The organism is Methylobacterium sp. C25 (assembly GCF_021352225.1).
Classification (GTDB): Bacteria; Pseudomonadota; Alphaproteobacteria; order Rhizobiales; family Beijerinckiaceae; genus Methylobacterium.
This window is the reverse complement of the sequence record NZ_JAAUVI010000001.1, coordinates 650,288-676,168: the sequence shown is the minus strand read 5'-3', so window position 1 is coordinate 676,168 and position 25,881 is coordinate 650,288. Positions and strand designations below refer to the sequence as shown.

Genomic DNA, 25,881 nt, shown 5'->3' with positions numbered 1-25,881 from the left:
CCGAAAATGGCCGAGACGGAGCAGCGGGGGCATGCGCGAGGATTCGATCGGGCGCCGATTTCGTGACCTCCTTGGGGTCACGTCGATCCTCGCCTGCCTCGTGACGCCTGTTCGGGCCGAGAGCACGCCCGAGGGCACCAGCGTCGTCGGCGTACGCGCGGGCGCTGCCTGCCTGAAGGAGCAGGTCCGCATCAGCGGCTTCGCGCTCGCCCGCGAGGAGAGCGGCGCCAGCGTGCCGCTCGAAGGCTACCGCATCTCCGAGATCCTGGTCGGCGAGGGCGACACGGTTAGCGCCGGGCAGGAGCTCTTGCGCGCAACGCGACTCGGGGCCGATGCGGGGCGGCCGGTGCCGCCGGCTCAGGCGCTTCCGCCGAGCTATAGCCTGCGCGCGCCGATCGCCGGCCGGGTCACCAAGCTGAACGTGCGCGTCGGAATGGTTACGAGCTTGCCCTCGGCGGCTCCCAGTGCCTCGGGCCAGCCGCCGGAGCCGCAGGTGCGGATCATGGCCGATGCCGGCATTGATCTTCTCGTCGACGTGCCGAGCCTGTTCGTCACCAAGATCCGCACTGGTCTGGCGGCCCGCATCCTCACCGAGGACGGCCGCGAGGCGGCCGGCACTGTGCGCGTTCCGGCGACCGAGGTCGATCCGTCGACCCAGCTTGGCCGCGCCCGTCTCTCGATCGAGCCGGCTACCGCCCTGCGCCCAGGCCAGTTCGCGAGCGCCATACTCGAGACGGCTCGCGATTGCGGCCTGTCGGTGCCGCGTACGGCGGTGAGCTATCGCAACGGCGAGGCGACTGTTCAGGTCTTGAACGGGACAGCGGTCGAGACACGCAGCGTCCGCACCGGGCTCTTCGACGAGAACACCATCCGCATCAGCGACGGGCTCAGCGAAGGCGAGCCCATCGTCGCCAATTCCGGCAACGACCTGCGCCCCGGCGACAAGGTGCGCTCGTTGATCCTTGAGGGTACCGGCGGAGCATCACGATAGACATGGGCTTGCGCATGACTGCGTCCGATCACCTCCTCCGTTCGCGCATGTCGTGATCTGATGTCGCTCAACATCTCGGCGCTTGCGATCAAGCGCCCCCTGCCATCGGTCGTCTTCTCGATCATCCTGCTCATCCTCGGCTGGACGAGCTTCATGCGGCTGCCGGTGACCCGGCTGCCGAGCGCCGACATCCCCCTCGTCTCCGTGGTGGTCTCGCAATTCGGTGCAGCGCCGGCCGAGATCGAGGCTCAGGTCACCAAGACCGTCGAGGACGGCGTCTCCGGCGTCGAGGGCGTGCGCCACATCGCATCCTCCGTGACCGACGGCCTCTCTATCACCACCATCGCCTTCCGCCTGGAGACTAATACCGACCGGGCGCTGAACGACGTCAAGGATGCGGTGACGCGCATCCGGGCGAACTTGCCGCGCAGCGTGCAGGAGCCGTTGATCCAGCGCGTCGACGTCGTCGGCCTGCCGATCGTCACCTACGCGGCTTCCGCCCAGGGCAAGAGCCAGGAGCAGATCTCCTGGTTCATGGAGAACACCGTCAAGCGCTCCCTCCAGGACGTGAAGGGCGTGGCACAGGTCGAGGTGATTGGCGGCGTCGAACGCGAGATCCGGGTTGCCCTCGACCCCGACCGGCTCCAGGCCTTCGGGCTGACCGCGGCCGATGTCAGCCGGCGCCTCTACGGCACCAACATCACCGTCACCGGCGGCCGGGCCGAGATCGGCGGCCGCGACCAGGCGATCCGCACTCTCGCCTCGGCCAAGACGCTCGAAGAGCTCGCTGGCACCATGATCACGTTGCCGGGCGGCGGCGAGGTCCGGCTACAGGATCTCGGCATGGTCACCGACGGCATCGCCGACCGGCGCACCTTCGCCCGGCATAATGGCGAGCCGACAGTGGCGGTCGGCATCAAACGGGCACAAGGCGCCAGCGATGTGGTCGTCGCCAATGCCGTTGCCAAGCGCATCAAGGAGATCAAGGCCGAGAACCCTGACTACGAACTGACGCTGATCGACACCTCGGTCGATTTCACGGTCGGCAACTATGAGGCGGCGATCCACACGCTGTTCGAGGGCGCGATCCTCGCCGTCGTCATCGTTTTCCTGTTCCTGCGGGACCTGCGCGCCACGGTGATCGTCGCCGTCTCGCTGCCCCTGTCGATCTTCCCCGCCTTCTGGGCGATGGACATGCTCGGCTTCTCGCTGAACCTGATCAGCTTCCTGGCGATCACGCTCTCGACCGGCATCCTCGTCGACGATTCCATCGTCGAGATCGAGAACATCGTCCGCCACATGCGGATGGGGAAGAACCCGGTTCGGGCGGCCATGGATGCCGCCGACGAAATCGGCCTCGCCGTCGTGGCGATCTCGCTGACCATCATCGCGATCTTCGCCCCGGCGAGCTTCATGTCTGGCATCGCCGGCCAGTTCTTCAAGCAGTTCGGCATCACCGTTGCGGTGCAGGTGTTCTTCTCGCTGATCGCCGCGCGCTTCGTCACGCCGATGCTCGCTGCCTACCTGATGAAGCCGCATCAGGCCGAGGAGAAGCCGCCAGGGCCGGTGCTGCGCGCCTATACGAAGCTCGTGACGCTCTCGGTTGAGTGGTCCTTCGTCACCGTGCTGATCGGCCTCGCCTTCTTTGCCGCCTCGATTGCCAGCGTCGGGCTGCTCTCGAAAGGGTTTTTGCCGGCTCAGGATACCGCGCGCTCGGTGATGGCGCTGGAGCTGCCGCCGGGCGCCCAGCTCTCCGACACCGAGAAGACCACCGAGCAGGTCGTTTCGGTGATCCGCGGGCTGCCCGAAGTCCGCAGCGTCTTCGTCGATGGCGGGCGCGTGCCGAAGGAGCCCGTGGAGTTCCGCCGCGCCTCGTTGATCATCAACTACACGCCGAAGGCCGATCGCTCGATCACGCAGGTCGAGTTGCAGCGCGAGATCGGCAAGCGCCTGCGGCAGGTGCCTGACATCCGCTTCTACTTCGTCGACGAGAACGGCCTGCGCGCGATCTCTCTCGTGGTGCGCGGCCCCGATCCACGCATCGTCGCGAACGTCGCCAACGAGTTGGCTGGCCAGATGCGTCGCCTGCCGACGGTGGCGAACGTCATCTCCGGCACCACGCTCGACCGGCCGGAGCTTCAGATCCGCCCACGCCTCGACCTCGCCGCGCGCCTCGGCGTCTCGCCGACCATCCTCGCCGAGACGATCCGCGTCGCCACGATCGGCGATGTCGGGCCGGCACTCGCGAAATTCGATGCCGGCGACCGGCTGGTGCCGATCCGGGTGCAGCTCGACGACAAAGCCCGCGCCAACCGCCACATCCTCGAGCAATTGCGTGTGCCCAAGGGTGGCGGCGGCTCGATCCCCCTCTCAGCCATCGCCGATCTCGATTTCCAGCAGGGACCCTCGAACATCGGCCGCTACGACCGCGAGCGTCAGGCGACGGTCGCCTGCGACCTCGTCGGCATGGCCGCCCTCGGCGACGTGCTGAAGTCGATCGACACGTTGCCGGTGATGAAGTCGCTGCCGAAGGGCGTCACCGTGAGCCAATCGGGCGATGCCGAGAGCCTGAACGAGCTCTCCGAGGGCTTCACCCACGCGATCTCGGCCGGCCTGATGATGGTCTATGCGGTGCTGGTGCTGCTGTTCGGCTCGTTCCTGCTGCCGCTCACCATCCTGTTCTCGCTGCCGCTCTCGCTGGGCGGCGCGGTGATCGCGCTGATGATCACGGGCAAGCAGCTCACGACGCCGGTCTCCATCGGCATCCTCATGCTGATGGGCATCGTCACCAAGAATGCGATCATGCTCGTCGACTTTGCCGTGGAATCGATCCGCCACGGCATGCCGCGCGACGCCGCCATCATCGATGCCGGGCAGAAGCGGGCGCGGCCGATCGTGATGACCACCATCGCGATGGTGGCCGGGATGCTGCCTTCGGCGCTGGCCTTCGGCATCGGGGGCGAGTTCCGCTCGCCCATGGCCATCGCGGTGATCGGCGGCCTGATTCTGTCGACGCTGCTGTCGCTGGTCTTCGTGCCGGCGGTCTTCGTGGTGATGATGAAATTGTCCGGCGGATCGGGGGCGGCCTTCCGCAGGCTCGCCTCCCTGTTCGAGCGACGTAAGAAGCCAGCGGGCCCAGGCGAGGCAACTGCCGAGTCCGCGAACCCGTCACCGGGTGCGGTGCCTCAGGCCGTCGGCTCCTCCGGACCGGCGCGCTGACCGCCGGTTGCCGATCGGCATTCCTCTAGGAAGGCGGTAACGTCCTCCGGGAGGCCGTAGCGCTCGAACTCGGTGAGCGGTACGCCAGCCGCGACCAGCGCCTCGGCGCAGCCGACATAATCGCGCGGCGCCGCATCGTCGGTCTCGCCGAAGCGCGAGGCGAAGGACAGCGTCCCGAGCGAGATGTCGCCGAAGCCATGCCGCGTGCGCCAATCGGCACCATGATCCAGAAGCAGCCGCGTCATCGCCGCATCGCCGCGGAAGATCGCGAGGTTCAGGGCCGTCGTGTCCCAGGCCGTCTTGACCTCGCGCGGCCAGCCGAGGGTGAGCATGGTGCGTACAGCATCCAGCTCGCCGGTATCGGCCAGTTGCGGCATCACTTCGAGCTGAACCGGACTGAGCCGGGCAAGAATATCCGGCACGCGATCCAGAAGCCGGCGCGCCGAAGTCTCGTCGCCCTGGGTGCAGGCAGCGACGAACGCGTCCTCCTCGCTCAGAGGCTCGTCGACACCTTTCTCGCGCAGCAGCCTGACGACATCCTCGCGGCCATGAATGAGCGCCCAGCGAAACAGGCTGACGCCCTGCGCGTCTACGGCGTGCGGATCGGCCCCGTGGTCGAGCAGGGCGCGGATATGCGCCAGCGAGCGACCGCGCAGGATGGCGTGATGAATCCAGGGTCGCTCGCTCGCGTCGCCGCCATGCGAAAGGAGAAGCAGCAGTCCATCGAGCCGGTCGAAATCGAGCACACGACCGATCGCGTTGGTGCGGGTCACGCGTGCGCCGGCTTCGAGAAGGAGCCGGGTGCAGGCGAGATCGCGGCTCTCCACCGAATGGTAGAGCGACTCGCCGTCATCCGTCTTCGCTCCCGCATCGAGCAGCAACTGCATCATGCTTGGATGATGCGTCCGGCCGGCCGCACCGTAGAGCGCGGAGAGCGGCGAGTCGGGAGAGCGTGGGTCGATCCATGTTGCGTTGGGATCTGCGCCGGCGCGCAGCAGCAATTCGGCGCTCGCGAGGAGGCCGCCCGTAAAGGCGTCTTCGAGGATCAGCCGAGAATGGGTGACGGCGATGAGCGGCGTCATGCCCGAAGGGCCGCCGGGGCGGTGCACCCAATCCGGGTCTGCGGCGAGGGCACTCCGGATGCGAGGCGCGTCGCCGATCGCGCAGGCGAGCCAAGGGTCGCCAGCGAGCAGCCCAGGCTCCTCGCGCAGCATCCGGATCGCCAATCCTCGGATGCCGGCATTGCCGTCCAATACCCAGCTCAGCCAGGTTTCGATGCGCTTGGCCGCCTCGCTGCGCTTCCACTCGACGAGCCGCTTCAACTCGCTCCAGGAAGCGAAGCCAAACTCGCGCGCCACGACGGATTGCGCATCGTGGAGCTTGAGCGCGTAATCGGCGAGGGCGGCGGCGGCCAGGCCACGGGCCGCCGGTAGCGTCTCGACGAAGCGCCGCAGCGCCAATGGATCGCCGGCCAGGGCATCGCGCAGAAGCACTTTCGCCTGCTTCTTCAGGTGCGCGAGATCGGGTGATGCAGGAAGGGTCTTCACGGTGCCTCCATGTGCAGAGGGCCGAAGACCCGCAATCCGGCTGCACAGGGGCAGAGCGTCGACGCATCGATCGTCCGAGCAGGTTGAACCTTTTCCGCGGGTCCGGCGGCGCCTCGGAGCGCCGTGGCCAGAGTACGAGCGCCGTATGCTAGGGGCAAGCCCAAGGCAGGCAGACTTCGGGAGCGGAGGCTATCCACGTCGGGTCGCTCAATAGTTACGTTCTCAAGATCAGATTAATCCCGGGCGCAAAGAGTTTTTGAGTGAGGCTCATTGTAATAGATATAAATACCAAATAAAAGATTTGCTTTCTTGCTTATTATCGATCACTCACGAGCGCGCACTTCCAGCCGGGATTTGTCTCGTGGTCAAATATGTCTTGGAATGACATCTTCTTTGCGCTCGATGCGCTCCTGATGCTGCCCATTCTGGCAGCCGGCATCGTCTTGGCCTGGAACGCTGCGACCTCCGCCGAAAGTGCCCTTCGCCCCGGCTGGCTCAAGAAGAGCCTCGGCTCCGTGAGCCGGATTGCGCTCGGGGAGATCGAAGCACCGGCGTCTCGTCACTACAAATAAATCGTGGATGGTGAAGAAAAATGCGTTCAATTGTTTTGGTTGCGTGTCTGACTGTGTTTTCATCTGCAGTTGCACAGGCTGCGCCAGTCGAAATTGTCGAAAATCCCAGCGCTGCCAGCGGTGAGGTCACGAATATCAGCATCAAGGACATGGCTTATGGTCCCGCGACCATAAAGGTGAAGGCCGGCAGCATCGTCCGCTGGAAGAACGAAGACGAAGTCGCTCACAACGTTCAGCTTCGCGGCGGGCCGGCCAAGGGCTGGGACAAGGCTCAGGGCCCGATGCTGAACAAGGACGAGTCATACGCCCTGAAATTCAACGAGCCCGGCAGCTACAAGTACATCTGCACTCCGCATTCCATCGCCATGAAGGGCGAAGTGACGGTGGAGTAGGCTGGCTTCGGTCCTGGCTGGTCGAGACGATCAGCCAGGATTGGAAGAGGCGAGCGACTAGCGTTCGGCCCTTACCTCATCGCCCAGCACAACCGGGTTGACCCTGTCGCCCTCGCGCACGAAGGCCCCGGCTCGCGTCAGGACAAGATCGTTCTCGCCGAGCCCGGAGCGAATCTCGGCGTCTTCACCGTTGGTGAGACCAATGGCGACCTGGCGCGCCTCGATGCGATCTCGCGCGACGACGTGGACGATGGTGCCTTCCGGCTCAAAGGTCACCGCCGAGAATGGCACCGAGAGCCCGCAGCTCTCGCCGACGTCGACGATGCCGCGCGCGAAGGTTCCGATGCGCAGATCCTGGCCCGAGCCGAGACCGATCCGCACCGTGCCGAGCTGCGTGGCGGGATCGGTCGCCTGATCAACCCGGCGCGTCTTTCCGGTGATCGGCGCGAGGCCGAGCGGCGTCACCGTTGCGGCCTGCCCAACCTTGAGCCTGGCGAGATCGTCGATAGCGACATTGGCATCGAGGTCGATTTCGCCATTGGCCGCGATGCGGAAGAGCGGACCGAGTCTCAACGAGACCGGGCCCCCCGCCGTCGCGATGCTTCGCACGATGAAGCCTGCGATAGGCGCCCGCACCGCCAGACCGGGTGCGTTGGCCGCGTCGCTCGGCTGCGCGACCCGCGCAAGCACCTGGCCCAAGGCTACCTCGTCGAGGGGCTGGGCCAGGACTTGGGTGACACGCGTCCCCTCCTGCTCCGCGCCGATATCGACGATCTCGCGGGCGACGAGGGTGCCGGTGACCTCGATCCGGTCTCGAAAGCAGCGCTTCTGCACCGGCCGCACGCTGACCGACATCTCCACCGGCCGGGCCGAGGGCTCGTCCGCCGCGAGACCCGGGCTGCAAGGCAATACAGCCGCGAGCACCAGCGCGCTCCAGAGGCGGGCGCTCGGCCAGACCATCTCGCGTCGTGGGATCATCGGGCCGCCCTCATGGCCGCGCTTGGGCCGGCATCATCGTGCGGAGTCGGGGTCGTCGTCGAGAGACCGCGAGCGGGGGCGCAGGGGCGATCCACGGTCCGATTTTCCGAGGAGACCGTCGAGCAGACCGCCCAGCGCATCGCCGATATCCTTCGTGCCCTTTTCGCCGATGATGCTGGAGCCGAGATCCTGGAGCGACTGCATGGCGCCCTCGGGATTTTCGGCGATGCCGGAGAAATCCGCAGAGACGGCGGGGTTGGCCCAGGGGCCGACGATGTGGACGGGCACGTCGAGCGGGTTGCGGTTTCCCTGCTGCCTCGCGCCCGAGGCGACGACCTGCGGCTTCAGCCGCACATCGAGGGTGCGGGCGATCAGATCGATGCTGCCGATGCCGGTCGCCTCGATCAGCGAGGTCTTCACCGCAAGGTCGTTCGAAATGGCCTGTCCCTCGGAGATGCTGAAATTGCCGGCGAGCCGGCCGAGCCGTGTGGCCAGCGCGCCGTTTCGACCATTCTTTGAGGGAAGCAAGCCGATCGCCCCGGCGAGGTCGAGCCCATCGATCTTGCCATCCGTCACCGACAGGTTGGCTGAGCCCTTGAGCGAGCGACGCACGGCATCGACTTCCGTGCCCGTGGCCTGGAGATCGACGCGCAGGGTGCCGCTGCCGTCGATGCCGCGCACTCCGAAGGCATCGGACAGGAGTGGGAGCACCTGCATCTTGCTGAGCGAGACGGCGAATTGGTGCCGACCTACACTCTCCGCCTCGGGCGAAAGCACGTAGCGGCCCCGCGCGCTGCCACCGTAGCCAGAGGCGGCGGTGAAAGCCGCATCGAGCCCGTTGTTCTTTACTGTGCCCGTCAGTGTGACCGTATCGAACCGCGTCGGGCCGAGCGTGAGGCGTGCGATACTGACCTTGCCCGTCGCATCGATGCCCGAGAACCAACGCACGTCCGGGATGGTGTCCGGGGTTACCGGCACGACGAGCCCGGCCTGCTGCCCAGATTCCAGCTTTGTCGCGCTGGTCGCGTCGATCAGTGTGAGCGCGTCGAGTTGTGCATCCAGACTGATCCGAGGCTTGGCCTGGTCCCAATCGATGGAGACGCTGCCCTTGAACGGCGCGGCATCGATCGTCCCAGCTTGGGTGTCGAGCGAGAACCCGGTCGGTCGCACGCTTGCCTTTCCGCTCGCTGCGACACGCACGGCCTTCGCGTCGCGCGGGTCGAGGGCGAAGGTGAAGTCGCCTTTGTCCTGGCGGGCGACTGGCCAGGAGAGGCTCGCCGTGGCGCTCGTGCGGGGCAGTTCCAGGGTCGCGCGGATCTCGCTCGTTGCCTTTGCCGAAGCGAGATCGAAGTCGACCTCCATGGTCTCGGCGGAGGCAAAAGCGGCACGGCCCGATTCCGCTAGGCCAGCATTGGCGCCTCGCGCGGTGATCTCGACGCTCACCGCCTTGCCATTGCTCGGCGTTGATGTGGCCGTTCCGGCCGTCCCAGACTTCCCAGTGAGGGGCGTCCGAATGCTCACGCCCTGCGCGACGGCGTGTCCGTTGCTGCCCGAGCCGAGCATCATCGACACCGGATTGCCGAGCCGCAGCTCAAGGATCCGCGCGCCGGCGATTTCGGACCCCTCGCGATCGTCGCCGAAAGCAAGGTTGCGAAGGACGATCTGCGGCATCGGTGAGAAGGTCAGGCCGACGCCTTCGACGCGCCAATCCTGGCCGGTCTCATCGCGCAGCCGGTCGGCTACGCGTCGGCGCGCGGTCTCGGCGATCGAGGGCCAGACCACCACTGCCGTCACGGCAACGACGATCAGAGCCAGTCCGGCAATGGCGAGGCCGCGAAGTCTCATGCAATGCTCGCCGAGGTCAGAGGCACGGGCATGCCCTGGTCTCCCATCGGCACGGTGCTTTTGTCGAGACCCCGCTACCCGCCTGGTCGCAGCCGGGTGACGTTTCGCATCTGTCGTTCGAGTTGATCCACGCCAGTGCCGTGGCCGAGCATCATCGATGCGGATGAGCGCCGGCTCCGAATTCGGAGCCGGTGCACATTCCCAGACGTCGGGAGCAGTCGCTGATGTAACCTGACGAACTCATAGTCGGCAGGCGGCCAGACTATTCTGCCGCCGCCGCCAGATAGCTTGCCGGATCGTAGTTGAGGATCGGCCCAAGCCAGCGCTCGACCTCACGAATGTCCATCGCCTTGCGCTGGGCGTAGTCCTCGACCTGGTCCCGCTCCACCTTGGCCACACCGAAATAGTGCGATTGCGGGTGGCCGATATACAGCCCGGAGACCGAGGAGCCTGGCCACATCGCGTAGGACTCGGTGAGCTTCACGCCGATGCGGCGCTCGGCCTTGAGCAGATCGAACAGCGTGACCTTCTCGGTGTGGTCGGGCTGGGCCGGGTAGCCGGGCGCCGGGCGAATACCGTCGTATTTCTCGTGGACGAGATCCTCAATCGATACGGCTTCGTCGGCGGCGTAACCCCAGAACTCCTTGCGCACGCGCTCGTGCATCCGCTCCGCGAAGGCCTCGGCGATGCGATCGGCTAGGGCCTTCACCAGGATCGAACGATAGTCGTCGTTCGCCCGCTCGAATTTTTCGGCGATGCGCACCTCTTCGAGGCCGGCTGTCACGACGAAACCACCGACATAGTCGGCCACGCCGCTGTCCTTCGGGGCGACGAAGTCAGAGAGGCAGGTGTTCGGACGGCCGTCGCGTTTCGAGAGCTGCTGGCGCAGGCCATGGAAGGTGGCGAGCACCTCGCCGCGGCTCTCGCCTGTGTAGAGCTGGATGTCGTCACCGACTGTGTTGGCCGGCCAGAAGCCGATCACCGCCTTCGGGTTGAACCAGCGCTCCTCGACGATCTGCTTGAGCATCGCCTGGGCGTCGTCGAACAGGGCCTTCGCGGCCGGGCCCTGCTCCGGATCGTCGAGGATCGCCGGATAGCGGCCTTTGAACTCGTAGGTCTGCAGGAACGGCGTCCAGTCGATGTAGGGGACGAGATCGGCGACCTCGTAGGAACCGAACACCCGCGCATCGGTGAAGGACGGCTTCTTCACCGAGTAGCCGGACCAGTCGATCTTGAAGGCGTTGGCGCGGGCCTTGGCCAGCGGCAGGCGCTGCTTGTCGGCTTCCGAACGGGCATGCGCATCCGCGACCTTCTTGTACTCGGCGCGCAGGTTCTCGATGACGCCGCCGCGGCTCTCCTTGGAGATCAGGCTCGACACCACGCCGACCGCGCGGCTTGCATCGGTGACGTAGACCGCCTGGCCGCGCTCGTAGGCCGGGTGGATCTTCACCGCGGTGTGGACGCGGCTGGTGGTGGCGCCCCCGATCAGAAGCGGTACGTCGAAACCCTCGCGCTCCATCTCGCCGGCGACATGCACCATCTCGTCGAGCGACGGCGTGATCAGGCCGGACAGGCCGACGATGTCGACCTCTTCCTTCTTGGCGACGTCGAGGATCTTGGCGGCCGGCACCATCACGCCGAGATCGATGATCTCGTAGTTGTTGCAGGCCAGCACGACGCCGACGATATTCTTGCCGATGTCGTGGACGTCGCCCTTCACGGTCGCCATCAGCACCTTGCCGGCAGCCTTGCGCTTGCCGTCGCCACCATTGGCCTTCTTCTCCTCCTCCATGAAGGGCTCGAGATAGGCCACGGCCTGCTTCATCACGCGGGCAGACTTCACCACCTGCGGCAGAAACATTTTTCCTGAGCCGAACAGATCACCGACCACGTTCATGCCGGCCATCAGCGGGCCTTCGATGACGTGAAGTGGGCGCGCGACGCCCTGACGGGCCTCCTCGGTGTCGGCGATGATGTACTCGGTGATGCCGTTGACCAGCGCGTGCTCGATGCGCTTCTCGACCGGCGCCTCGCGCCAGGAGAGATCGGCCGTCTTGGCCTTGGCCTCGCCGCCGGTCTTGAAGCGCTCGGCGGCCTCCAGCAGGCGCTCGGTGGAGTCGTCGCGGCGGTTGAGGACGACGTCCTCGCAGAGCTCGCGTAGCTCGGCCGGGATCTCGTCGTAGACGGCGAGCTGGCCGGCATTCACGATGCCCATGTCCATGCCGGCCTTGATGGCGTGGTACAGGAACACCGCGTGCATCGCCTCGCGCACCGGCTCGTTGCCGCGGAAGGCGAAGCTGAGGTTCGAGACGCCGCCCGAGATGTGGGCGTGCGGCAGGGTTTCACGGATAGTGCGCGTCGCGTCGATGAAGGCCACACCGTAGGGGTTGTGCTCCTCGATGCCGGTGGCGACCGCGAAGATGTTCGGATCGAAGATGATGTCTTCCGGCGGGAAGCCGACCTGTTCGGTCAGCACCTTGTAGGCCTTGGTACAGATCTCGACCTTACGCTCGTACGAGTCGGCCTGGCCCTGCTCGTCGAAGGCCATCACCACTACAGCGGCGCCGTAGGAGCGACAGACCTTGGCGTCGTGGATGAACTTCTCGATGCCCTCCTTCATGGAGATCGAGTTCACGATCGGTTTGCCCTGCAGGCACTTGAGGCCGGCCTCGATCACCTCGAACTTCGAGGAATCGACCATCACCGGCACGCGCGAGATGTCAGGCTCGGCGGCGACGAGGTTGAGGAACTCGACCATCGCCTTTTGGCTATCGAGCAGGCCCTCGTCCATGTTCACGTCGATCACCTGCGCGCCGGCCGCGACTTGATCTCGGGCAACATCGAGGGCGGCCGCATAGTCGCCGTTGGTGATCAGCTTGCGGAACTTGGCCGAGCCGGTGACGTTCGTGCGCTCTCCCACGTTCACGAAAGGGATGTCCTTCGTGAGCGTGAAGGGCTCGAGGCCCGAGAGGCGCATCAGAGGCTCGCGCTCGGGGATTTTTCGCGGTGCCTTGTCAGCGACGGCCTGGGCGATGGCGCGGATGTGGTCGGGGGTCGTGCCGCAGCAGCCGCCGACCATGTTGACGAGGCCTGAGGCCGCGAACTCGCCGACGAGCTTGCCCATCGCTTCCGGGCTCTCGTCGTAGAGCCCGAATTCGTTCGGCAGGCCGGCGTTCGGATAGGCGCAGACCAGCGTGTCGCAGATGCGCGAGAGCTCGGCGATGTGGCCGCGCATCTCCTTGGCGCCGAGGGCGCAGTTGAGGCCGAAGGTCAGCGGGCTCGAATGGCGCAGCGAGTGCCAGAAGGCCTCCGGCGTCTGGCCGGAGAGCGTGCGGCCCGACAGGTCGGTGATCGTGCCAGAGATCTGGATCGGCAGCTTGACGCCGGTCTCCTCGAAGACCTGCCAGGCGGCGGCGATCGCGGCCTTTGCGTTGAGCGTGTCGAAGATCGTCTCGATCAGGATCAGCTCGGCGCCGCCCTCGATCAGGCCGCGGACCTGCTCGACATAGGCCTGCTTCACCTGGTCGAAGGTCACGGCGCGGTAGCCGGGATTGTTCACGTCCGGCGAGATCGACAGCGTGCGGTTCGTCGGGCCGATGGCGCCGGCGACGAAGCGGCGGCGGCCGTCCTGCTCCTCGGCGAGCTTGGCGGCCTCGCGGGCGAGCCGCGCGCCTTCCTTGTTCAGTTCGTGGATGATCGATTCCATGCCGTAATCGGCCTGGGCGATCGTGGTGCCGGAGAAGGTGTTGGTCTCGCAGACGTCGGCGCCGGCCAGGAAATAGTCGAGGTGGATCTGTCGTATCGCGTCGGGCTGGGTCAGGATCAGGAGGTCGTTATTGCCCTTTTGGTCATGGCCGTGGTCCATGAACCGCGCACCGCGGAAATCCGCCTCGCCGTAGCCGAGACGCTGGATCACGGTGCCCATCGCACCGTCAAGGACGAGGATTTTCTCGGCCGCGCGCTCACGCAGGGCCTTTTCAATCTCGATGCCGTCGACAGGACGCAGGTCGGTCATTGGATATCCTTCGGGATCGTCGATCCCAGCGGTCACCTCATGTCGAGGCGCCGCAGCGAAACTCAAGTGCGTGTTTCCAAACCCACGTCACGCCCGGGCTCGTCGAAGGCGAGAGCCAGGCAGGACGGGGGATACTTCAAGCTGCTTTCCGATCCGTCGCCTTCGGGCCGTGCCCGCGCAGGCCGAGGATGTGGCAGATCGCATAGACCAGATCGGAGCGGTTCATCGAGTAGAAGTGGAAGTCGTTGACCCCCGCATCGACGAGGTCGACGACCTGCTCGGCGGCGACGGCCGCTGCCACGAGGCGCCGCGTCTCGACGTCATCGTCGAGGCCCTCGAAACGGGCGGCGAGCCAGTAGGGCACCGAGGCGCCGGTCCGACGGGCGAAGTTCGCCGCCTGCTTGAAGTTCTGGACCGGCAGGATGCCCGGGATGATCGGGATGGTGATCCCGGCTGCGCGCACCTTGTCGAGATAGCGGAAATAGACGTCGTTATCGAAGAAGAACTGCGTGATCGCCTGGTCGGCGCCGGCATCGACCTTCGCCTTGAGCGCGTCGATGTCGGCTTCGAGGGAGGCGGCCTCCGGGTGCACTTCAGGGTAGGCTGAGACCGAGACCTTGAAGTCGCCGATCTTCTTGATCCCCGCGACCAGATCGCTGGACTGGGCGTAGCCGCCGGGATGTGCCTTGTAGGCCTGTCCGACGCCGTCGGCCGGGTCACCGCGCAGCGCCACGATGTGGCGCACGCCGGCGTCCCAGTAGGACTGCACGACGCCGTCGATCTCCTCCTTCGTCGCGTTGACGCAGGTGAGGTGCGCGGCCGGCTTGAGGTTGGTCTCCTTTACCATGCGTGCGACGGTGTTGTGGGTGCGCTCGCGGGTCGAGCCGCCAGCGCCGTAGGTCACTGAGACGAACTTCGGCTGCAGCGGTGCGAGCCGCTCGATCGACGACCACAGGATCTTCTCCATCTCGTCGGTCTTCGGCGGGAAGAACTCGATCGAAACACGGATCGGCTTGAAGCCGTCCCGGCTGGCGCGGTGGCTCTTGGAGGGGGCCATGGTGTCGTCCTCTATGTCTATCGGTTCAGACGAGGCTGTCGGGCACGCCGGTCAGGCGACGGCGCGTGCGGAATTCAGGGCGACGGAGGAGGTATCGGCGGCGAGCCAGAGCGTCACCGTGAGAGGGTGTTCGGTCCCATCGGTCGGGGCGATGTCGCGGTGCTCGACATGGTCGAGCCCGGCCTCGACGAGCCAACCCGAGACCTGATCGGCCGCGAAGCCGAGGCGACGATGAGCTTGTGTCTCGCGCAAATGCTCGAGGCTGTGCGGGGCAAAATCCACCACGAGCAGCCGGCCGCCCGGCGCGACGAGGCGCCCGGCCTCGCGCAGGGCGCGCGCCGGGTCGTCGAGATAGTGCAGCACTTGGTGCACCACGACGAGATCGAAGCTGCCGCGGCCGAAGGGCGGCGCGTGGATGTCCCCCTGGCGCAGGTCGACCTTCGAGAGGCCGGCCCGTTCGAGGTTGGCGCGCGCCACAGAAAGCATGGCGTGGCTGCTGTCGAGCCCCGTCGCACGCCCTGAGAGCGGTGCGAGCAGACCGAGCATGCGGCCGGTGCCGGTGCCGAGATCGACGAGGTTCCGGATCGGCGCCTCGCCAAGGGCGTCGAGGACCGCAGCCTCCACGGTCGCCTCGGGTACGTGAAGCGAGCGGAGGCTGTCCCATTTCGGGGCCAGCCGCGCGAAGAAGGACTGGGCTGACTCCGCGCGCTGCTCGCGGACGGCATCGAGACGCGCACGATCCTCGGAGAGGGGAGGCGTCTCGCGGTCGAGCCCAGCGATCATGGGATCGATCAGGCCGATGCTCGCCTCCCGTAGGCGGAAGAACGCCCAGGCACCCTCGCGGTGCCGCTCGACCAAACCGGCTTCGACGAGCAGCTTGAGGTGGCGGGAGATGCGTGGTTGCGACTGGCCGAGAATGTCGGTGAGGTCGCTGACGGAGAGCTCACCATCTGCGAGCAGCGCGAGGATGCGCAGACGCGTCTCCTCCGCGACGGCGCGCAGCATGCCGACGGTGTCCGCGAAGGGGAGCGATGCTGTCGTGATCGGGTTCGTATCAGACATAAAGATATCTTTATGTTCGATGCGAGCCTTTGGCAAGCCTTTTCGGATGCGGTGGGACCGCGCGCGGGCGCCGGCTATCGTGCGCCGCGCGTAGAAGCGCAGAACGCATCCACCGCATCGGTTACGGCAGAGGCGATCCGATTCTGCCGATCCGCGCCCGCGAGCTGCTCCTCCTCGCCCCGGTTCACGATGAGACCGGCTTCCATCAGGACTGCTGGTGCCTCCGTCGCCTTCAGCACGGCGAGCGCGTCGTAGCGATAGATGCCACGCGACGCGTCGAGGAAGCGGCGGTTCTCGCCGCGGATGGCCTGGGCGTGATGGCGCGTGAAAGGCAGGCCAGAGGCGAGCAGCCTGTCGGCCAATATCCGAGCGAAAGCCGCGCTCTCGTTCGGGTGTCCGCTCGCCTGCGACACGAACAACGACCAGCCCTTGAAACGATCGCTGTACTGCTGGTCTGAGCCGTTCACCGACCAGGTTTCGAGAAACGCCTTCTGGACGGAATCGTGGTGCACCGACAGGAAGAGATCGGGTTGCAGCGCATTCGCCTTTGCGGCTCGGTTCCCGAGGCCGGCCCTGCCGCCTCCTGTCAGCATCCGGGTGGTTTCAGTGTAGCCGCGCTGCTGGAGATGCGCCTCGATCACCGCTGCGAGAGCGAGGTTGAATTGGTACTCGTCGACGCCGCGCGCACTCTTGGCGCCCGGAGACTCGGGACTGTGGCCGACATCGAGGATGATGCGGAAGGACGATCGCTCGCAGGCAGCGTCGGCGTGGAGCGCGGCAAAGCCGAGCATCAGCACCGATACTGCGAGCCGGGCGATCACGGCCCGATCTCCGCGGCACGTTGCTGAACGGCGGCGAGGAGGCAGCCGCGGATCGCACTCACGGGCGAGCCGGCACACCTGGCGTCGCGATCGAGAAGCCACTCGCGACTTTCGCGGACGAAGCGAAGACGGGCCTGACCGTTCAGCCGCGCGACAGTGCCGTTGTAGAGACGGTTCAGCCGCACATCCCAGCGTGACAGTTCTGGATCGGAGCAGATGATGCGCTCGATCTGATTCTTCGGCGTGTTGCCGAGGCACCATTCCGGCCGCTCGACCGCGATCTCCGCTGCCGTTGGCCGGTCTGGCGCGGACAGGGCGTCGGTGCGTTCCTCGATGGCTGCGAGCAGGCAGGTGCGGATGGCCGCATCGGTTCCGGCGGCGCAGCGCGCGTCTCGTTCGCGGATCCAGTCCCGGCTGTCCTGGATGAATCGCAGGCGCGTCGGCCCGGTGAGCTTCGCCGCCCGTGCAACGTAGACCTGGTTGAGCTTCACGTCCGAGCCGCCGAGACGCGGATCGGCGCAGATGATGCGCTCGATCCGTGTGCCGGGGCCGCCACGCGTGCACCAATCCGGCATCGGCCCGACGACGGGTTCGGGTTCGACCGGCCTCTGCACCACAGTCTGAGCCGGCGGCTGGGCCGGTGGCAAAGCGGCGACTTGCTGGGTAGCCGCCACAGGTGCTGCAACGGGGGCAGTCGCTGGGGCCTGCGGGGGCACGGTGGCCGGCGTCGGGGGCGCGCCGGCGAGGTAGAGTTTCCGCGCGCCGATCAGATCATTGTAGACGGCCGGCACCTGGTCGTGGCCGGCCGAGCGCGCCAGCATCGCGACGTCGTCGCGCACGGTCTCGCCCAATTCCGAGATGCTGACGCCGGGCTTTCTCAAGGTCTGCACGAAGATGCGCGTGAAGACGGAGTTGCGGTTGTCATCGCCTGCGATGCTGTCGAGGGCCGTCTGACCCTCGCGGGCGGAGTACAGGGTGAAGACGCCGTCGGCCGGGGTCATGCGGGTGAGGCCCCGCGTCGAATTGCCGAGCGCGCGCGTGCCACGAGGCGGAAACGGGTTGTTGCGGCAGGCATCGAGGACGACGAGGGCAGCACGTGCGCCGGTGCCGCGCAGCTGGCCGCTGATCTCGCGCTCGGCGATAGTGGCGCGCTTGGCGAGCAGTTCGTCGGTCGGCTTAAGGGCCGGCACGTCGGAGGGCAGCAGATAGGTGCCGTCGTCCAGCGAGATGCCGTGGCCGGCGAAGAAGAAGACCACGGTGTCGCCGGGATTCACCGTGCTGACGAACTGGCCGAAGCTCGACAGGAGCGGAGCGAGATCTGCCTTCTGCGTGAAGCGGGTAACCGTGAAGCCGATCTGCTCCAGAGCATCGCCGACCGCCTGGGCGTCGTTCCCCGCACGCTGCAATTGAGCATCAGGGCCGAGATTGGGATAGGCGTTGAGGCCGACGACGAAAGCGCGCTTTCCCTCGGCCCAGGCGGAGGAGGCCCCGACGACGGCAAACAGGCAGACGCTCAGCAAAGCTGCGATCGCGTACCGGCCCCTTTGCATGCAGGATCGTCCGTCCGTTTCGACAAATCCCGTTTAAGGCGTGGCGGCAGCGATGCAAGTCGCCCCGGCCGCCGCAGCGGCCGGGATAACGTGGAGTTGTGGAGGATCAGCCGTGGATGCCGGCCTGCTTCTCGATTCCCGCGAGCAGGATGCAGATCGCAATGCCCTCAGAAGCGGACTTCACGTCGGCGAGCGACGGGAAGGTCGGCGCGAGGCGGAGCGTCCGGTCGTGCTGGTCCTGGCCGTAGGGCGACGTGGCGCCAGCCGGAGTCAGGGCGATGCCGGCCTCCTTGGCGAGCGTCACGATCCGCTTGGCGGTGCCCTCGAGCGCATCGACGGTGACGAAGTAGCCGCCGGCCGGGCGCAGCCACTCGGCCGCGCCGGTGCCGCCGAGCTTGGCTTCGAGGATCTGCAGCAGCGCCTCGAACTTCGGCGCGATGATCTGCGCCTGCTTCTCCATATGCGCCTTGAGACCGGCGTGGTCCTTCAGGAAACGCACGTGGCGGAGCTGGTTGAGCTTGTCTGGCCCGATGGTGCGGAAGAAGGCGCGCTCCAGGTACCAGCGCACGTTCTCCGGCGAGCTCGCGAAGAAGGCGAGGCCGGCGCCGGCCAGCGTGATCTTCGAGGTAGATGCGAATATGAAGGCGCGGTCCGGATGCCCAGCATCGGCGCAGAGCTTCAGGATGTCGGGGACGGTGTGGTGGTCCTTGGTGAGGTGGTGGACCGAGTAGGCGTTGTCCCAGAAGATCCGGAAGTCGGGCGCGGCGGTCTGCATGGCGGCGAGACGGCGCGAGGTCTCCAGCGAGTAGGTCTCGCCCGAGGGGTTCGAGTACTTGGGCACGCACCAGATGCCCTTCACGGCGTGGTCCTCGACGAGGCGCTCGACCATGTCCATGTCGGGGCCCTGGCCGGTCATCGGCACGGGGATCATGCGGATGCCGAACTCCTCGCAGATCGCGAAGTGGCGGTCGTAGCCGGGGACGGGGCAGAGGAAGGTCGGCGCGCCCTGGCTCCAGGGTGCGGTCGAGCCCGGCACACCCTTCATCATGGCTGAGGCGATGGTGACGTGCATGAGCGCGAGGCTGGAATTGTCGCCGACGACGATCTGGTCGGCCGGGGCCTGGATCATCTGCGAGAACAGCGCGCGGGTCTCGGGCAGGCCGTTCAGGCCACCGTAGTTGCGCGCGTCGACATGGCCGTCGGCGAAGTAGTCGCCGTTGCCCGGCAGGGTCAGCATGGCGTTCGCGAGGTCGAGCTGCTCGGGCGAGGGCTTGCCGCGCGTCATGTCGAGTTTCAGCCCGCGCGCCTTGAAGGCCTCGTACTCGGCGCGCACCGCGTCATGGCGGCTGCGCAGCGTCTCGGAATCCATGCTGGTGATCGTGGTCATCGTAGTCTCGGCCTGACTGGGGCGAACGGACGGAAGCCGCCCTCCCATACAAGCGGCGGTTCCGTCTGTGTAGGGAGTGCCGGTGACACCTCCCATGCAGTGTCAAGCTGGCGCGTCCCAGAGCCATGCCGCGCCGCGTACGCCCGAAGCGTCTCCGTGCAGGCTCGCGCGGACCGGTGTGTCGAAGACGTCGGAGAACACGTGCGGAGCAATGGCATCCGGCAAGCGGGCAAGCAGCTCGGATACGCGGGAGAGGCCGCCGCCGAGGACGATCACGTCCGGATCGAGGATGTTCACCACATGGGCGATGCCGCGGCCCATTCGGTCTAGGTAAAGTGAGAAGGTCTGCTGCGCTGTCGGGTCGCCCTCGCGCATTGCGGTGACGATCGCCTCGCCGGTTCGTGTCTGTCCGGTTCGGCGGGCGTGGTCGGCGGCGATGCCCGGGCCCGAGAGCCAGGTTTCGATGCAGCCATGGCGGCCGCAATAGCAGGCCGGACCGGGCCTCTCCTCGTCGCGGGGCCAAGGCAAGGGATTGTGGCCCCACTCGCCGCTGACGCGTCCGCGGCCCGACAGAGGGCGACCACCGACGGCGATACCTGAGCCGACGCCCGTGCCGAGGATCGCTGCCCAGACGAGATGGGCGCCGGCGCCCGCGCCATCCGTCGCCTCGGACACGGCGAGGCAGTTGGCGTCGTTCTCAACGCGGACCGGGCGGCCGAGCAGCCGTGCGAGGTCGGTCTCGAACGGCTTGCCGATCAGCCAGGTGGAATTCGCGTTCTTGATCAGGCCCGTCGCCGGCGAGATCGCGCCGGGCATTCCGACACCGACGCTCGCGCCCAGTATGCCGGCCTCGGTTTCAAGGGTGGCAACCAGGTCCGCGACGGCGGAGAGTGATTGGTCGTAATCGCCGCGCGGCGTCGGGATGCGCCGCTCGGCAAGGGTGCGGCCGTCGGCGGCCAGCGCAATTCCGGCGATCTTCGTACCGCCGAAATCGATGCCAATGCGTGCCCGCTCCAAGGCCGGCGCAGATTTACTGCGCTGCTGCGATGGTCGGAGCGCCGGCCTGAGAGGGGGCTTCCGGGTCGTGGTCGGAAATGTCGGTGCCGATGGCGATCGGATGCGCCATCACTTGGCGCAGCTTCTCCTTGTCCAGCTCACCCTCCCAGCGGGAGACCACCACCGTGGCGACGCCGTTGCCGACCAGGTTGGTCAGGGCCCGGCACTCGGACATGAACTTGTCGACGCCCAGGACCAGCGTCATCGCGGCGACGGGGACCGGGTTGCCCGGAATGGCGGCGAGGGTGGCGGCCAGGGTGATGAAGCCCGCGCCGGTGACGCCCGACGCGCCCTTCGAGGTCAGCATCGCGACGAGGAAGATGGTCGCGTACTGCCCGACGGTCAGGTCCGCACCCACCGCCTGCGCCAGGAACAGCGTGGTGAGCGTCATGTAGATGTTCGTGCCGTCGAGGTTGAACGAGTAGCCCGTCGGGATCACGAGGCCGACGACGGAGTCCGAGGCGCCGAGGCGCTTCATCTTCGTCATCATGTGCGGCAGCACCGTCTCGGAGGACGAGGTGCCGAGCACGATCAGGAGCTCGTCCTTGATGTAGGCGAGGAACTTGAAGATCGAGAAGCCTGAGAAGGCGGCGATGCCTCCGAGCACCACGAGCACGAAGAGCAGCGAGGTGATGTAGAAGGTGCCCACCAGCCAGGCGAGGTCGATGACCTTGCCGATGCCGTACTGGCCGATGGTGAAGGCCATCGCGCCGAAGGCACCGATCGGCGCGAGCTTCACGATGATGCCGATGATGCGGAAGAACACCTGACCAGCGGCATCGATGCCGTGGGTGATGCCTGCACCCTTCGCGCCCATGCCGGTGAGCACGACGCCCGTGAGAATCGAGACCAGCAGGACCTGGAGCAGGTCGCCGTCGGCGAGCGCGTGGAAGAAGCTCTTGGGAATGATCGCGAGGATGTGTGCCACCGTCGAGTCACTGGCCGCCAGCTTGGCGTAGCCCTCGACCGCCTTGGCATCGAGCTTGGACGGATCAGCGCCGAAGCCTGCGCCCGGCTTGATCACTTCGCCGACCAGGATACCGATCAGCAGCGCCACGCTCGAGACGACCTCGAAATAGATCAGGGCCTTCAGGCCGACACGGCCGACCTTCTTGAGGTCTCCGATCGAGGCGATGCCGTGGACGATCGTGCAGAAGATGATCGGCGCGATCATCATCTTGATCAGCGCGATGAAGCCGTCTCCGAGCCATTTCAGCGACTTGCCCTGGTCGGGATAGAGCCACCCGAGCAGGACGCCCAACGCGATCGCAATCAACACCTGGATATACAACACCTTGTACCAGGGGGTGTGCTGCCCCGTGGAGTCGGCTGCTCCAGGATGATGTGTGATCGACTGGGCCATCTTTCCTCGCCTTTGACACTCGATCGTGTCGGCCTCTTGCGGGCCAAGGAGGACGCTAGCGGGTTTGCCGTTGCCGCTCAACGGCATATCGGTAGTTCAACAGCGCCGCGCATGTGAGAAAGTTGTCGAAACTGAGGCGAGGCCTCTTTTCTGCCACACCACGTAGTGCCACGAATATCCGTGCGGCCCAGCTCTTGATGTCGACCGGTCTTTGCTCGGTCGAGCAAGAGAAGCCGATGGCTGCGTTGGCTTGAGGCGGAGTTCTCCCGTGTCTTTGTCCAGATTACTCAAGACGGCCATTTTGGCCGTTCTCTCGGCGTGCGCGCTCGCGAGCGTCGTTGCCCCTGCGCGAGCGGACGTCGTCGCCCAGGTCGACCGGTCGAGCCAGCGCATGCGCGTCTATGTGAACGGCGTACTGGCGCATGACTGGGCCGTCTCGACCGCCCGGAAGGGCTACGTCACGCCGAGCGGCAGCTATCGTGTCGGCCACATGGCGCGGATGCACTTCTCGAGGAAGTATCACAACTCGCCGATGCCCTATTCGATGTTCTTCCGCGGCGGCTACGCGATCCACGGCACCTACGCGGTCGGCCATCTCGGACGTCAGGCGAGCCACGGCTGCATTCGTTTGGCGCCCGCCAACGCCGCCGCGCTCTACGGTCTGACGCAGACCTATGGTGGGACGCGGGTCGTGATCCGCTAAATCACACTGCGGTTCGACGGGAGCGAACAAACCGTAGGAAGACTTGGGTTTCGGAGTGCGCTTGGCATTAAAGGCGGCCTTGCGCGGTCTCTCAGCCTTGGCCGGGCGCGCCGCTACTTTTGGGCGAGCCCTCGCGCCGGCTTAGCAATGCGGCCGCTGCCGATACCGTCGGGATCGAGCGTCGAACGACGGCGACGTCCGATCGGCGACGGCCCGGCGTCAGCTCTGGTTCGTGCGACGGGGACGGACCGTCCAGCGCTCGAACGAACCGCCGGGATTGTCGTCCTTGGCCGGTTCCTTCGGTTGCTGGATCGCCGCGCTGAGGGCCTGCGACAGGCTCTCGATCACGTCGTCTATGCGTGCGTCGCCCTTCTCCTCGGCTGCCGCAGCGGACTTGGGCTCCTCGGTAGGAGCCGGTGAGGGCTGCGGCGCGGCGGCCGGCGTTTCGGCGACGGGCTCCGGAGCCGGGGCCTCGACCCGTTCCTGTGCGGGCATCTCGGCTACTGGTGCGGGCGCCGGCGGTGTGACCGGTGCAGGGGCTGGTGCTGCAGGGATTGACGATGACTCGGTCAAGGACGAGCGGCGCACGCTGCTGCCGAAACCGAAGCGCGGCTCGATCAGGTCGAGCACCGCGTTGAGGGCGGCGTTGCTTAGGCCAATCTCGCCCGCATCCGGGACGCCCTGGATTGCGACGGCGTGGCGTTCATAGGCAGCCTCCTTCGACACCTCGGTGCCGAACCAGGTCGGCGCCGAAAAGGCGTTCGCGGCGGCCTCGTCGTCGAAGGACACGTTGGCGATGTCGAGCCCGGCGGGCGTGACGTAGCGGTCGATCTGGACGTCTCGGCCACCGAGCGGGACAAGGGTGCGCTCGTAGGCAGCTTTGCCAGAGCAAACGTCGAGCAACGCGTCACCGTGGGCGCGCGGAACCTCTGTACGCTCTTCCGTCGAGCGGCCTTCGGAATCCGTGGTGACAAGGACGAGGTGGCAATCCTGCCCGTCGATCCGGACGAAGGACGTGCGCCCAGCCTGCGGGGCGAAATAGCCCTCGGTGATGCGGGCACCCCCGCGCTCCTTGCGGATCAGTCGCACCAGCGACGGAGCAATCAGAAAACGCCGGACGACACTCATACGCTCACCTCCCCGCGGGGTTCGACGTCGAGCGGCCCGGTCGCTTCGGCCGGGATCTCGCGCCGCCGGCGCCCTGCCGTCGTCTCGAAACCGGGTAAGCGAAGTCGCTCGGCATCTCTATCCCGTTCACCGCTAAGCGAAACGCCGTCGAAATCAAGACAGTTCGACCTTTGTCACGCCGCCATTAACCCTCTCGTCCCCATACAACGCCCTTCGAGCGGCGGCAGGATCAGTCCGCCGGCTCGAAGTTGAGCGACACGCCGTTCATGCAGTAGCGAAGCCCGGTGGGGGCCGGGCCGTCGTTGAAGACATGGCCGAGATGACCCTGGCAGCGCGCGCAGTGCACTTCGGTCCGGGTCATCCCGTGGCTGCGATCGACCGTGGTCTCGACGGCGCCTTCCAGGGGATCGAAGAAGCTGGGCCAGCCACTGCCGGACTCGTACTTGGTGCCCGTCTCGAAGAGCGGGGCACCGCAACCGACGCAGCTATAGGTGCCGGCGCGCTTCTCGGCGTTGAAGCAGCTCGAGCCGGGCCGCTCGGTGCCGTGCTCGCGCAGCACGTGGTACTGCTCGGGCGTGAGCATTTGGCGCCATTCCGCGTCGCTGCGAGTCTCGGGCGGGCTGATCGTGCCGGCATCGCGCTCGGCCATGTGCATCCTCCATATCTCTGGGGTCTTGTGTGGCCCGGATATGGGGTCTTGGCACCGATCCCGCGAGGCGTGAAGACGCCTTAGGCGGCCGCGCCCACGGTGTCGGCCATCCGGGCCTGGCGCTCACCGAGCACCTTCTCGCGGCCGGTGGTCGAGTCGTGCGCCGTCTGATGCTCGATCTCGGCGTTGATCTCGCCGCCGAGCAGAACAATGGTCGCCGAGATCCAGATCCAGGTCATGAAGCCGATCACGGCGCCGAGCGAGCCATAGGTCTCGTTGTAGGAGCCGAAATTCGCCACGTACCAGGAGAACAGGATCGAGGCGACGACCCAGAGCAGGCCGGCGATCGCGCCCCCGACGCCGACCCAGCGCCAGCGCGCCGGCTCGCGGCTCGGGCCGTAGCGGTAGAGGATGGTCAGCGCGCCGAGGATGACGATGAGCAGGGCCGGCCACCGCAGCATCGCCAGGGCCCAGGCCCCGTCACCCAGGCCGACGAAGTTGAACACCACCGGCAGCACGACGATCGCCGAGAGGGCGATGATCACGAAGAGCAGGGCGCCGATGGTGAAGGTGAGCGAGCGCAGGTTCAGCCAGAAGAAATTGCGCTTCTCCTGCTCCTCGTAGACGACGTTCAGCGCGTCGAACATCGCCTTCATGGCCGCGTTCGCGCTCCAGACCGAGAGCAGCAGGGTGGTGAAGAACGTGAGCCCGAGGGTGCCGCCGCTCTTGGTCGCGATGCGCTTTACCTGGTCGCCGACGATGTCGATGGCCGAATCCGGCAACACGCCACGCAGGCTGGCGAGATGGACGTTGATCGTGCCTGCGTCTGCGATCAGGCCGTAGCAGGTCACCAAAGCCGCCACCGCCGGAAACAGCGAGAGCAGGGTGTAGAAGGTGACGCCCGCCGCCACCGACAGCACGCGGTCCTTGTTGAATTCTTGGAAGACTCGGAAGGCGATGTCCTTCCAGCCGGGCGCTGGGATCTCGGTGGGATCCCTCGCGGCCCGGCCGCGATCCTCCTGCGTCGCCGCGACCCAGCGTGCGGTCCGGCCCTCGTGCGAATGGGCGCCGTTGGCGCGCGCAGTGCGCTCCGGCTCCGGCTCTGCGTCCCGCTCGGAGCGCCTGCGGCGCGGACTCGCGGCGATCGCTACCAGCGCGATGCCGAGCGCAACGGTCCAGAGTGCCGATCCGGCCTCGCCTGGGCGCTCGGACGGAGATGCAGGGGGCGATGGCATGCGTGTCGGGGCGGCTGGGGTTTGAGCGACGGGGGTCAACCGCGGAGTAGGCTTGGCTGTTCCTCGGCTTTCGAACGCGTTGCCGGATGCGTTGCAGACGATCGATGCCGGGGCGCATCAGCAGCCTTCGCCGTAGGCGAAAGCTCAGTAAACGACTCTCGAATTGCGATGGATCGGCGGCGTCACCAATCTTTCTTTCAAAGAATGATTTCAATGGAGAAGGATGATGAGTGCGCAAACACTGTCCAAGGCCAGTCGGATTGCCGTGAAAGACTGGAAGTTTGCGGTCGCGGTCGGGTTTCTTGCTTTGA

Annotated in this window: 19 protein-coding genes; 5 read left to right on the top strand and 14 right to left on the bottom strand. The window is 66.4% G+C overall.

Features of this window, described 5'->3' with window-relative positions; genetic code table 11:
• Positions 1-31 precede the first annotated feature (31 nt).
• Complete coding sequence (locus HCU64_RS03200; protein WP_233382328.1) at positions 32-991, top strand: efflux RND transporter periplasmic adaptor subunit; 960 nt, start codon at positions 32-34, stop codon at positions 989-991.
• Between the two features lie 60 nt (positions 992-1,051).
• Complete coding sequence (locus HCU64_RS03195) at positions 1,052-4,210, top strand: efflux RND transporter permease subunit (protein ID WP_233382327.1); 3,159 nt, start codon at positions 1,052-1,054, stop codon at positions 4,208-4,210.
• Here the strand turns inward: HCU64_RS03195 and HCU64_RS25400 are convergent.
• Entirely contained in the window at positions 4,177-5,757 is a 1,581-nt protein-coding gene (locus HCU64_RS25400) for an ankyrin repeat domain-containing protein (protein WP_233382326.1), read from the bottom strand. The genes HCU64_RS03195 and HCU64_RS25400 overlap by 34 nt on opposite strands.
• A gap of 371 nt (positions 5,758-6,128) precedes the next feature.
• Between HCU64_RS25400 and HCU64_RS03185 the strand changes: the two genes are divergently transcribed.
• Both HCU64_RS03185 and HCU64_RS03180 read left to right on the top strand, forming a co-directional pair.
• Positions 6,129-6,329 carry a hypothetical protein gene (locus HCU64_RS03185; protein WP_233382325.1) on the top strand — a complete coding sequence of 67 codons (201 nt, stop codon included), beginning with the start codon at positions 6,129-6,131 and terminating at the stop codon, positions 6,327-6,329.
• 20 nt (positions 6,330-6,349) lie between these two features.
• Positions 6,350-6,721, top strand: coding sequence for a plastocyanin/azurin family copper-binding protein (locus HCU64_RS03180; protein WP_233382324.1), 372 nt, complete (start codon positions 6,350-6,352; stop codon positions 6,719-6,721).
• Between the two features lie 57 nt (positions 6,722-6,778).
• On the opposite strand, the gene HCU64_RS03175 is transcribed toward HCU64_RS03180, so the two are convergent.
• The 10 genes from HCU64_RS03175 to HCU64_RS03130 form a co-directional block, all read right to left on the bottom strand.
• On the bottom strand, positions 6,779-7,699 hold the full coding sequence (locus tag HCU64_RS03175; protein WP_233382323.1) for an efflux RND transporter periplasmic adaptor subunit: 921 nt from the start codon (positions 7,697-7,699) through the stop codon (positions 6,779-6,781).
• A gap of 33 nt (positions 7,700-7,732) precedes the next feature.
• A complete protein-coding gene (locus HCU64_RS03170) occupies positions 7,733-9,544 on the bottom strand; it encodes an AsmA family protein (protein WP_233382322.1) in 1,812 nt (603 codons plus the stop codon).
• Between the two features lie 262 nt (positions 9,545-9,806).
• Positions 9,807-13,559: a methionine synthase gene (metH, locus tag HCU64_RS03165; protein ID WP_233382321.1), complete on the bottom strand. Its 3,753-nt coding sequence runs from the start codon at positions 13,557-13,559 to the stop codon at positions 9,807-9,809.
• Positions 13,560-13,695: 136 nt separating this feature from the next.
• A complete protein-coding gene (gene metF, locus HCU64_RS03160; protein ID WP_233382320.1) occupies positions 13,696-14,616 on the bottom strand; it encodes a methylenetetrahydrofolate reductase [NAD(P)H] in 921 nt (306 codons plus the stop codon).
• Positions 14,617-14,667: 51 nt separating this feature from the next.
• The gene (locus HCU64_RS03155; protein ID WP_233382319.1) at positions 14,668-15,678 is read right to left on the bottom strand and encodes an ArsR/SmtB family transcription factor; all 1,011 of its coding nucleotides are present in this window, start codon (positions 15,676-15,678) and stop codon (positions 14,668-14,670) included.
• Between the two features lie 74 nt (positions 15,679-15,752).
• Entirely contained in the window at positions 15,753-16,499 is a 747-nt protein-coding gene (locus HCU64_RS03150; RefSeq protein WP_233382318.1) for an N-acetylmuramoyl-L-alanine amidase, read from the bottom strand.
• Positions 16,496-18,049 (bottom strand): caspase family protein, encoded by a 1,554-nt coding sequence (locus tag HCU64_RS03145; RefSeq protein WP_233382317.1) that lies wholly within the window; start codon positions 18,047-18,049, stop codon positions 16,496-16,498. The genes HCU64_RS03150 and HCU64_RS03145 overlap by 4 nt, the downstream gene beginning before the upstream one ends.
• 106 nt (positions 18,050-18,155) lie before the next feature.
• A complete protein-coding gene (locus tag HCU64_RS03140; RefSeq protein WP_233382316.1) occupies positions 18,156-19,436 on the bottom strand; it encodes an aminotransferase in 1,281 nt (426 codons plus the stop codon).
• Between the two features lie 102 nt (positions 19,437-19,538).
• Entirely contained in the window at positions 19,539-20,453 is a 915-nt protein-coding gene (locus tag HCU64_RS03135) for an ROK family protein (protein ID WP_233382315.1), read from the bottom strand.
• A gap of 13 nt (positions 20,454-20,466) precedes the next feature.
• On the bottom strand, positions 20,467-21,855 hold the full coding sequence (locus HCU64_RS03130; RefSeq protein ID WP_233382314.1) for a dicarboxylate/amino acid:cation symporter: 1,389 nt from the start codon (positions 21,853-21,855) through the stop codon (positions 20,467-20,469).
• Positions 21,856-22,123: 268 nt separating this feature from the next.
• On the opposite strand from HCU64_RS03130, the gene HCU64_RS03125 reads away from it, so the two are divergent.
• Positions 22,124-22,558, top strand: a complete 435-nt coding sequence (locus HCU64_RS03125) for a L,D-transpeptidase (protein WP_233382313.1) — start codon at positions 22,124-22,126, stop codon at positions 22,556-22,558.
• Between the two features lie 219 nt (positions 22,559-22,777).
• On the opposite strand, the gene HCU64_RS03120 is transcribed toward HCU64_RS03125, so the two are convergent.
• From HCU64_RS03120 to HCU64_RS03110, 3 genes are all read right to left on the bottom strand, one after another.
• Positions 22,778-23,686: a hypothetical protein gene (locus tag HCU64_RS03120; RefSeq protein ID WP_233382312.1), complete on the bottom strand. Its 909-nt coding sequence runs from the start codon at positions 23,684-23,686 to the stop codon at positions 22,778-22,780.
• Positions 23,687-23,915: 229 nt separating this feature from the next.
• On the bottom strand, positions 23,916-24,335 hold the full coding sequence (msrB, locus tag HCU64_RS03115; protein WP_233382311.1) for a peptide-methionine (R)-S-oxide reductase MsrB: 420 nt from the start codon (positions 24,333-24,335) through the stop codon (positions 23,916-23,918).
• 80 nt (positions 24,336-24,415) lie between these two features.
• Positions 24,416-25,570, bottom strand: coding sequence for a YihY/virulence factor BrkB family protein (locus tag HCU64_RS03110; protein ID WP_233382310.1), 1,155 nt, complete (start codon positions 25,568-25,570; stop codon positions 24,416-24,418).
• Positions 25,571-25,881 lie beyond the last annotated feature (311 nt).